Here is a 10,351-nt window from a genome sequence, read left to right on the forward strand (position 1 = left end):
TCGGCGGATGGAGATCTATCTGGTCGGTGGCGCGGTACGTGATGCATTGCTCGGCTTGCCGCCGGGCGATCGCGACTGGGTAGTGGTCGGCGCCAGCCAGGCACGGATGGAGGCGATGGGCTTCAAGGCAGTAGGGCGCGACTTCCCGGTGTTCCTGCATCCGGACACCGGTGAGGAATACGCACTGGCCCGTACCGAACGCAAAAGCGGCCGTGGTTACCGTGGCTTCGTGGTCGATGCCGACCCGTCGGTCACCCTCGAGGAAGACCTGCAGCGACGCGACTTCACCATCAATGCCATCGCCCGCGATGACGCCGGCGAGCTGATTGATCCGTATGGCGGCGTGGCCGACATCCAGGCCCGGGTACTGCGCCACGTAGGCCCGGCATTCGTCGAGGATCCGCTGCGGGTGCTGCGCGCGGCGCGGCTGATGTCGCGGTTCGCGCCGCTGGGCTTCGTCGTCGCCGACGAAACGATGGACCTGATGCGGCAGATGGTCGCCGCCGGCGAGCTGGAAGCGCTGGTGCCCGAACGGGTATGGCAGGAGTTGCGGCGGGCGCTTGGCGAGGCCTCGCCGTCGGCGTTTCTGGCCACCCTGCGGCAGGCGCATGCACTGGCGGTGGTGTTGCCCGAGCTGGACGCGTTGTATGAGGTACCGCAGCGTGCCGAGTTCCATCCCGAAGTCGACACCGGCGTCCACCAGCAGATGGTCAGCGACATGGCCGCAAGGCTGGCGCCCGGCGACACGCTCATCGGTTATGCCGCGCTGACCCATGATCTGGGCAAGGCACTGACCCCGGCTTCGGTCCTGCCCCGGCATATCGGCCACGAACATGCCGGCCAGGCACCGGTCAGGGCGCTGAGCGAACGCCTGAAGGTGCCGGCCGAATATCGCGAGCTGGCGCTGTTGGCCTGCCGCGAACATCTCAACGTGCACCGACTGTTCGAGCTGCGCGATGAGACCGTGCATGACCTGCTCGCGCGTTGCGATGGCTTTCGCAAACCCGCGCGCATTGGCCAGTTGGCCATCGTATGCGAAGCCGACAAACGTGGCCGGCTGGGCAGCGAGGAGCAGGCGTATCCACAGGGCGCGGAACTGCTGAGGCTGCATGCGGCCGCGATGGCGGTCAGGCCCCGCGATGTGGTCAGCGGCGACGTCGTGGTCAGTGGTCCGCAAGTGGGCGAACTGGTACGCAAGGCACGCATAACCGCCATCGCCCAGGCGCGCCAGCAGGACCGCTGACAGCGCTGCGGCGTAGCGGGCTGCCGTTCAACGCTTTCAGTCCCGATTGTTAACTATCTCACCACTCGCGGCGCGGCCGAATGCGTTAAGTTAACAGTGTTGCCCCAAGGTCGCCCAATGGAACTGCAGCAGATCATTTTCCTGGCCATTCTCGCCGTCGCGCTGGTGTTGTTCATCAGCGAGAAGCTGCGCGTGGATCTGGTCGCCATGCTGGCGCTGTTGGCATTGACCCTGACCGGCATCCTGTCGCCACGCGAAGCATTGTCCGGCTTCTCCAGCGAACCGGCGATCATCGTGGCAGCGGTATTCGTGCTGTCGGCCGGTCTGTCGGTCACCGGCATCACCGATCGCATCGGCAAGGCGATTGGCCGGGCCGCACGTGGCAGCGAATGGCGCGCGATCGCGGTGACCATGCCGGCGACCGCAGTGCTGGCCGCCTTTTCTCATCACCTGATGATCACCGCGATGATGTTGCCGGTGCTGATGCGGTTGGCCCAAGTGCAGAAGATTTCCGCCTCGCGACTGCTGATGCCGATGTCGCTGGCAGCCTCGCTGGGCACCACCCTGACCCTGTTCAGTGCGCCGGCCTTCCTGCTGGCCAACAACCTGCTGGAACGCTCAGGCCAGCAGCGGCTGGACATCTTCGCGATCACCCCGATTGGCGCGGTGCTGGTGCTGGTCGGCGTGATCTACATGCTGGCCGGGCGCTGGCTATTGCCCAAGCGCCAGGGCGATGTGCAAAACGGCAACTATCTGCGCCTGGACCGCTATTACACCGAGCTGGTCGTGGATGCCGAGTCGCCGTGGGCCGGCCGCCGCCTGGGTGAGTTCGAGCTGGCATTCGAAAACCGGCTGCAGGTGGTCGACTGGCTGCGGCTGGGTGCACGTCGTCTACGCCAGCATCCCAACAGCCACATCCTCAGCGGCGACGTCCTGCTGGTGCGTGCCTCGCCGGACGAGATCGCATCGATCAAGGATGAGCCGGGACTGTCGTTGCATGCGGTCGCCAAGTACGGCGAGAAGCCGCGCGAAGACGGCCAGGATGAAGCGCTCGGCGAAGAACAGCTGGTGCAGGCGGTGGTGGCGCCGCACTCGGAGTTCGTCGGCCGCAGCGTGGCCGATATTGATTTCCTGCAGAGCATGGGCGTGGTCGTGGTCGGCCTGTGGCGCAAGGAAGGCTGGTTGCATGGCGAGTTGTCGGAAATGGTGCTGGCCGAAGGCGACCTGCTGGTGCTGTGGGGACCACAACGCAATTTCGAAACATTATCGACGCATCGCGGCTTCCTGATGCTGATGCCATTCAACGCCAACAAGAAAGTCCGCCGGCGCGCGCCGCTGGCACTGGCAATCATGATCGCCGCGGTGTTTGCCGCCGCCACCGAACTGCTGCAACCGCAGATTGCCTTCCTCGCTGGCGCGGTGGCGATGGTGCTCACCCGTTGTGTCAGCATCGAGCGCGCATATCAGGAAATCGATGTGCGCATATTCGTCATGATTGCCGGTGTCATTCCACTCGGCATCGCCATGGAGAAAACCGGCACTGCCGCGCTGCTGGCCAAGTTCCTGGCCGACCACGCGCAGAATCTGTCGGTCTACAGCCTGCTGCTGGTGATGTTCGCAGCGGCCGCATTGCTCACCCAGATCCTCTCCGATGCGGCGACCACCGTATTGCTGGCACCGATCGCGTTTGCCCTGGCCGAAAGCCTGGGGCTGCCGCCGGTCCCGTTCGTCATCTGCACCGCGATGGGCGCGGTGGCCTCATTCCTCACCCCTATCGGCCACCACGGCAATCTGCTGATCCTCAATCCCGGCCAGTACACGTTTGGCGATTTCCTGCGTATCGGCGTGCCACTGACCACGATGATCGGACTGACCGTGGCCTGGATGGCACGCTGGTTGTGGCTGGAGGGTCCATTGCTGCCGGCGTTCGCCGGCGGCTGAGGGGCCGCATCAACGCAACAACAGCACCGGCACCGCGCAGCTGCGCAACAGACTGGTGGTGGTACTGCCCAGCAACAGGCTGCGGATGCGCGAATGGCCGTAGGCGCCCATCACCAGCAAATCAATCTCCTGGCTCTGCACCTGCTCGGCGATCAATGACTCCGGCTCGCCCGACTTCAACAGCAGCAGTGGTTCAAAGCCCGCCTGCTTGAGCATCGCCGATGCCCAGTTCATGGCTTCCTTGTGGCTGCGGCGGGTGTCGCCCACCATCAGCAGCTGACACTCCAGGTTCTTGAGCAGCGGGCTGGCGCAGATCATCTCGACCGCCTTGCGGCTGGCTGGGCTGCCATCGAAGGCCACCAGGAAACGGTTGACCGGCTTCCACTGGCGTGACGCGACCAGTACCGGGCGCTCCAACGCCCGCACCACCCGCTCCAGGTTGCTGCCCAGATGGCCTTGGGCGAAGTCCGCATGTTCGCCGCGTTTACCGATGACCAGTAAACGGATGCGATCCTGGTGTTGCAGCAGCACATCCACCAGCAGGCCGTTGCGCTGGTGGATCTGGCAATCCTGCACGCCCTTCGACTGCAGCTGCTGCTGCAACTGCGACAAGGTCTGCTGGCCCTGTTGCTGGACCAGCTCGGCACGCTGTTCGTCCAGCCGCACCAGTTTGTCCAGCAGCTCCTCGTGCACGCCCAGTGCCAGGTTGCCGCTGAGATCGGCCAGGTGCGCGGTGCTCGCCGGCTGGACCACGTGCAGCAGGCTGAGCCCGGCCTGCACGCGTTGCGCGGCCCACCCGGCGTACTGGGCGACACTGGCGGCGTAGTCGGAGACATCCACCGCCGCGACGATGCGCCGTGATGCGGCAGGGCCGTCGACGGGAGCTTCGGTTTCGATGATCGTGTTCATTCTGTCCGCCTTCGCGAGTGAGCGTTGCACTACGCAGTCTAGCGATGCCGTCAGCCCTGTGCGAACTGGGCTTTCTTCGCTCCGCGGTAACCGAGCGCACCGCCGGCCGGCGTGTCGTGGCGCTGCAACGGCTCTGGACAGGTCAGGCAGCTATAGCCCAGCGCCATCGAACTGTTAATTCCCGATATTCGTGGCGATGAAAGACACGCTGGCAATACGGCGACCGCTGGACTCGCCGTTGATCGTCACCATGGGAGCATGCAGCACGCCGGGCGCCCGCCGACACGCACCATTCAAGGCAATCGCCGCTGCTGTCATTGCTTCTTCGTTTCCGGCGCAGGCGTTCTAACCAGCATGCAGGAGACGAGCTGCCGCACGCGGGGCCGCGGCATCGGGCGCATGAAGGCCACTAGCGGGAACCAACGGCGTCGGCGTGCTTGACCATTCAATTTCCAGCCATTCCGGGCCGGAAATCAATCGCACATGGCAACTGATAGCCAGATTGTTCCACACAGTTGCGATTATCGGTCGATTTAGTGCATCAGTGCGGACGAAGTCTGACCAGCTCCCGCAGGCAGTTCCCGTTATCTCCGATCTATCTTTCCGGACACAAAAGAAAACCCCTCCGCCTTAGGCGGAGGGGTTTGGGGTAAAGCCCCTGGCGATGACCTACTCTTGCATGGCTTGAGCCACACTACCATCGGCGCGACTGCGTTTCACTTCCGTGTTCGGGATGGGAACGGGTGGGACCACAGTGCTAATTTCACCAGGGAGACGGTTGGAGCGTCGCATACAGGATGGACCTGTCGCGCCAATCTCTCATAGGGTTGTGACGTAGCGTGTCCTGGACTTTCATCGACATTGTCGTCAAGCCAAGGCAACTTGAGGTTATATGGTCAAGCCTCTCGGATCATTAGTATCAGTTAGCTCAATGCCTTGCAGCACTTACACACCTGACCTATCAACCACGTAGTCTTCATGGTTCCTTTAGGGGGCTTGTGCCCCGGGAAGTCTCATCTTGAGGCGCGCTTCCCGCTTAGATGCTTTCAGCGGTTATCGCTTCCGAACATAGCTACCCGGCAATGCCACTGGCGTGACAACCGGAACACCAGAGGTTCGTCCACTCCGGTCCTCTCGTACTAGGAGCAGCCCCTCTCAAACTTCCAACGCCCATGGCAGATAGGGACCGAACTGTCTCACGACGTTCTGAACCCAGCTCGCGTACCACTTTAAATGGCGAACAGCCATACCCTTGGGACCGACTACAGCCCCAGGATGTGATGAGCCGACATCGAGGTGCCAAACACCGCCGTCGATATGAACTCTTGGGCGGTATCAGCCTGTTATCCCCGGAGTACCTTTTATCCGTTGAGCGATGGCCCTTCCATACAGAACCACCGGATCACTAAGTCCTACTTTCGTACCTGCTTGATCCGTCGATCTCGCAGTCAAGCACGCTTATGCCTTTGCACACAGTGCGCGATGTCCGACCGCGCTGAGCGTACCTTCGAGCTCCTCCGTTACTCTTTGGGAGGAGACCGCCCCAGTCAAACTACCCACCATACATGGTCCCCGACCCGGATAACGGGCCTAGGTTAGAACGTCAAGCACATCAGGGTGGTATTTCAAGGTTGGCTCCACCACAGCTAGCGCCATGGTTTCATAGCCTCCCACCTATCCTACACAGACGAACTCAACGTTCAATGTAAAGCTATAGTAAAGGTTCACGGGGTCTTTCCGTCTTGCCACGGGAACGCTGCATCTTCACAGCGATTTCAATTTCACTGAGTCTCGGGTGGAGACAGCGCCGCTGTCGTTACGCCATTCGTGCAGGTCGGAACTTACCCGACAAGGAATTTCGCTACCTTAGGACCGTTATAGTTACGGCCGCCGTTTACTGGGGCTTCGATCAAGAGCTTCGCCTTGCGGCTGACCCCATCAATTAACCTTCCAGCACCGGGCAGGCGTCACACCCTATACGTCCACTTACGTGTTTGCAGAGTGCTGTGTTTTTGATAAACAGTCGCAGCGGCCTGGTTTCTGAGGCCCTCTTCAGCTCAGCTACGCGTGTAGCCACCAAAAAGGGCGCACCTTCTCCCGAAGTTACGGTGCCATGTTGCCTAGTTCCTTCACCCGAGTTCTCTCAAGCGCCTGAGAATTCTCATCCTACCCACCTGTGTCGGTTTACGGTACGGTCTGCGTGAGCTGAAGCTTAGGAGCTTTTCCTGGAAGCGTGGTATCAGTGACTTCGCTCTAAAGAGCTCGTCTCGGTGCTCGGTGTTAAAGGAACCCGGATTTGCCAAAGTTCCACACCTACCGCCTTTCCCCCGGACAACCAACGCCGGGTACACCTAACCTTCTCCGTCCCTCCATCGCACTCACGCGAGGTGCAGGAATATTAACCTGCTTCCCATCGACTACGGCTTTCGCCCTCGCCTTAGGGACCGACTAACCCTGCGTCGATTAACGTTGCGCAAGGAAACCTTGGGCTTTCGGCGTGCGGGCTTTTCACCCGCATTATCGTTACTCATGTCAGCATTCGCACTTCCGATACCTCCAGCAGACTTCTCAATCCACCTTCACCGGCTTACGGAACGCTCCTCTACCGCGCATACAAAGTATGCACCCCAAGCTTCGGTTCATTGCTTAGCCCCGTTAAATCTTCCGCGCAGACCGACTCGACCAGTGAGCTATTACGCTTTCTTTAAAGGGTGGCTGCTTCTAAGCCAACCTCCTGGCTGTCTGTGCCTTTCCACATCGTTTTCCACTTAGCAATGAATTTGGGACCTTAGCTGTGGGTCTGGGTTGTTTCCCTTTTCACGACGGACGTTAGCACCCGCCGTGTGTCTCCCGTACATTCTGTCTTGGTATTCGGAGTTTGCAATGGTTTGCTAAGCCGCGATGGCCCGCTAGCCATAACAGTGCTCTACCCCCAAGAAGATTCATACGAGGCGCTACCTAAATAGCTTTCGAGGAGAACCAGCTATCTCCGGGTTCGATTAGCTTTTCACTCCTAATCACAGCTCATCCCCGTCTTTTGCAACAGACGTGGGTTCGGGCCTCCAGTACCTGTTACGGCACCTTCACCCTGGCCATGACTAGATCACCCGGTTTCGGGTCTACTGCCCGCGACTATGCGCCCTTATCAGACTCGGTTTCCCTTCGCCTCCCCTATACGGTTAAGCTTGCCACGAACAGTAAGTCGCTGACCCATTATACAAAAGGTACGCAGTCACCCCGAAGGGCTCCTACTGCTTGTACGCACACGGTTTCAGGGTCTATTTCACTCCCCTCTCCGGGGTTCTTTTCGCCTTTCCCTCACGGTACTGGTTCACTATCGGTCAGTCAGGAGTATTTAGCCTTGGAGGATGGTCCCCCCATATTCAGACAGGGTTTCTCGTGCCCCGCCTTACTCGTCTTCATTGAGATGGCCCTTTCAAATACAGGGCTGTCACCTTCTATGGCCAGTCTTTCCAGACTGTTCTTCTAAAGCCATCTCAACTTAAGGGCTGCTCCCCGTTCGCTCGTCACTACTTAGGGAATCTCGGTTGATTTCTTTTCCTCCGGTTACTTAGATATTTCAGTTCACCGGGTTCGCCTCCAGCAGCTATGTATTCACTGCAGGATACGGCCGAAGCCGTGGGTTTCCCCATTCGGACATCGCGGGATCAAAGCTTATTGCCAGCTCCCCCGCGCTTTTCGCAGGCTATCACGTCCTTCATCGCCTCTGACTGCCAAGGCATCCACCGTGTGCGCTTATTCGCTTGACCATATAACCCCAAGTCGCCTCGGAGCCATATGTCCGTTGATGGGTACAAAACCATCAACACGATATACAACACTCAATTTACTTTTTAGGGACTCGAAGTCCCCGCCTTAGCCTCAACGACACGTCTGGATGAAAATCCAAAACGCTCGCTACGTCACAAATTTTTAAAGAACACGATGCCGGCTTCAGCGCCTGGACCGTTTCAAAATCTTTTAGTGTGCGATTGCAATTCCAGAGTGAAACTCAACCCATTTGGTGGGTCTGGGAGGACTCGAACCTCCGACCTCACCCTTATCAGGGGTGCGCTCTAACCACCTGAGCTACAGACCCAAAAAGGTCGAGTTCAGTGGTGGAGCCAGTCGGGATCGAACCGACGACCCCCTGCTTGCAAAGCAGGTGCTCTCCCAGCTGAGCTATGGCCCCAAAAGGGGTTACTCTGAAAATGCAGGTGTCTTGTGTGGGCGCCTGTAAGAAGCGCTTGTCATGCTCAAAAGGAGGTGATCCAGCCGCACCTTCCGATACGGCTACCTTGTTACGACTTCACCCCAGTCATCGGCCACACCGTGGCAAGCGCCCTCCCGAAGGTTAAGCTACCTGCTTCTGGTGCAACAAACTCCCATGGTGTGACGGGCGGTGTGTACAAGGCCCGGGAACGTATTCACCGCAGCAATGCTGATCTGCGATTACTAGCGATTCCGACTTCATGGAGTCGAGTTGCAGACTCCAATCCGGACTGAGATTAGGTTTCTGGGATTGGCTTGCCCTCGCGGGTTTGCAGCCCTCTGTCCTAACCATTGTAGTACGTGTGTAGCCCTGGTCGTAAGGGCCATGATGACTTGACGTCATCCCCACCTTCCTCCGGTTTGTCACCGGCGGTCTCCTTAGAGTTCCCACCATTACGTGCTGGCAACTAAGGACAAGGGTTGCGCTCGTTGCGGGACTTAACCCAACATCTCACGACACGAGCTGACGACAGCCATGCAGCACCTGTCTTAGCGTTCCCGAAGGCACCAATCCATCTCTGGAAAGTTCGCTAGATGTCAAGACCAGGTAAGGTTCTTCGCGTTGCATCGAATTAAACCACATACTCCACCGCTTGTGCGGGCCCCCGTCAATTCCTTTGAGTTTCAGTCTTGCGACCGTACTCCCCAGGCGGCGAACTTAACGCGTTAGCTTCGATACTGGGCACCAAGTTGTGCCCAACATCCAGTTCGCATCGTTTAGGGCGTGGACTACCAGGGTATCTAATCCTGTTTGCTCCCCACGCTTTCGTGCCTCAGTGTCAGTGTTGGCCCAGATAGTCGCCTTCGCCACAGATGTTCCTTCCGATCTCTACGCATTTCACTGCTACACCGGAAATTCCACTATCCTCTACCACACTCTAGTCGCCCAGTATCCACTGCAATTCCCAGGTTGAGCCCAGGGCTTTCACAGCAGACTTAAACAACCACCTACGCACGCTTTACGCCCAGTAATTCCGAGTAACGCTTGCACCCTTCGTATTACCGCGGCTGCTGGCACGAAGTTAGCCGGTGCTTATTCTTTGGGTACCGTCAGAACAATCGAGTATTAATCGACTGCTTTTCTTTCCCAACAAAAGGGCTTTACAACCCGAAGGCCTTCTTCACCCACGCGGTATGGCTGGATCAGGCTTGCGCCCATTGTCCAATATTCCCCACTGCTGCCTCCCGTAGGAGTCTGGACCGTGTCTCAGTTCCAGTGTGGCTGATCATCCTCTCAGACCAGCTACGGATCGTCGCCTTGGTGGGCCATTACCCCTCCAACTAGCTAATCCGACATCGGCTCATCTATCCGCGTGAGGCCCGAAGGTCCCCCACTTTCACCCGTAGGTCGTATGCGGTATTAGCGTAAGTTTCCCTACGTTATCCCCCACGAAAAGGTAGATTCCGATGTATTCCTCACCCGTCCGCCACTCGCCACCCAGAGAGCAAGCTCTCCTGTGCTGCCGTTCGACTTGCATGTGTTAGGCCTACCGCCAGCGTTCACTCTGAGCCAGGATCAAACTCTTCACTTAAAACTACATGCCCGAAGGCAAATGCTTTGAATGCAGAACGCTTGATTCTTAGCTGTACGTTATCGCTTGCAAAATCTATTCAAAATTACAAGATGCTTGTGAATCCAACGTCTGCAAGATGGACAGCTAGTCCTTCCTGCAGGCGCCCACACAAGTCACCTGCGCACACTTTCAAAGAGCTTCGAAGTCGGCCTCAGCGCCTTCCTTCGTGTCCCGACGTTTCCGTCGAGGTGAGCCGCACATTATGGCGACCCTTTTTGCTTCCGTCAAGCACTTCGTGAGAAGTTTTTTGACTTGCCTCCCTTGCCACTTCGTCTGCGCCGTCTGGCTGCAAACCCCGTGGCGGGGAGGAGGGAAAGTATGGCCCGATATTTCAGTTTTGGGAAGGGGGTGAGGCACTTTTTTTACGTACTCTTCATCGAGTTCGTGCCAGTGCCTTGTTTCACAGTGGATT

3 protein-coding genes, 2 tRNA genes and 3 rRNA genes are annotated in these 10,351 nt (G+C 58.6%); 2 read left to right on the forward strand and 6 right to left on the reverse strand.

The window, feature by feature from the left end; translation table 11 throughout:
* Positions 1-7: 7 nt before the first annotated feature.
* Together ABB29_RS13015 and ABB29_RS13020 are read left to right on the forward strand one after the other, a co-directional pair.
* Positions 8-1,243 (forward strand): multifunctional CCA addition/repair protein, encoded by a 1,236-nt coding sequence (locus tag ABB29_RS13015; protein WP_057659780.1) that lies wholly within the window; start codon positions 8-10, stop codon positions 1,241-1,243.
* Between the two features lie 96 nt (positions 1,244-1,339).
* A complete protein-coding gene (locus ABB29_RS13020; protein WP_281177435.1) occupies positions 1,340-3,184 on the forward strand; it encodes an SLC13 family permease in 1,845 nt (614 codons plus the stop codon).
* 9 nt (positions 3,185-3,193) lie between these two features.
* Here ABB29_RS13020 and ABB29_RS13025 read toward each other — a convergent pair whose 3' ends face one another.
* The 6 genes from ABB29_RS13025 to ABB29_RS13050 form a co-directional block, all read right to left on the reverse strand.
* The gene (locus ABB29_RS13025) at positions 3,194-4,093 is read right to left on the reverse strand and encodes a universal stress protein (RefSeq protein ID WP_057659783.1); all 900 of its coding nucleotides are present in this window, start codon (positions 4,091-4,093) and stop codon (positions 3,194-3,196) included.
* 656 nt (positions 4,094-4,749) lie between these two features.
* Positions 4,750-4,864, reverse strand: a 5S ribosomal RNA gene (rrf, locus tag ABB29_RS13030).
* Positions 4,865-4,985: 121 nt separating this feature from the next.
* Positions 4,986-7,863, reverse strand: a 23S ribosomal RNA gene (locus ABB29_RS13035).
* Positions 7,864-8,115: 252 nt separating this feature from the next.
* A tRNA-Ile gene (locus ABB29_RS13040) sits at positions 8,116-8,192 on the reverse strand.
* A 17-nt stretch (positions 8,193-8,209) separates the two neighbouring features.
* Positions 8,210-8,285, reverse strand: a tRNA-Ala gene (locus ABB29_RS13045).
* A gap of 67 nt (positions 8,286-8,352) precedes the next feature.
* Positions 8,353-9,897, reverse strand: a 16S ribosomal RNA gene (locus tag ABB29_RS13050).
* Together the 16S, 23S and 5S rRNA genes with 2 tRNA genes alongside form the textbook arrangement of a ribosomal RNA operon.
* Positions 9,898-10,351 lie beyond the last annotated feature (454 nt).

It is taken from the genome of Pseudoxanthomonas dokdonensis, from assembly GCF_001431405.1.
GTDB lineage: Bacteria > Pseudomonadota > Gammaproteobacteria > Xanthomonadales > Xanthomonadaceae > Pseudoxanthomonas_A > Pseudoxanthomonas_A dokdonensis.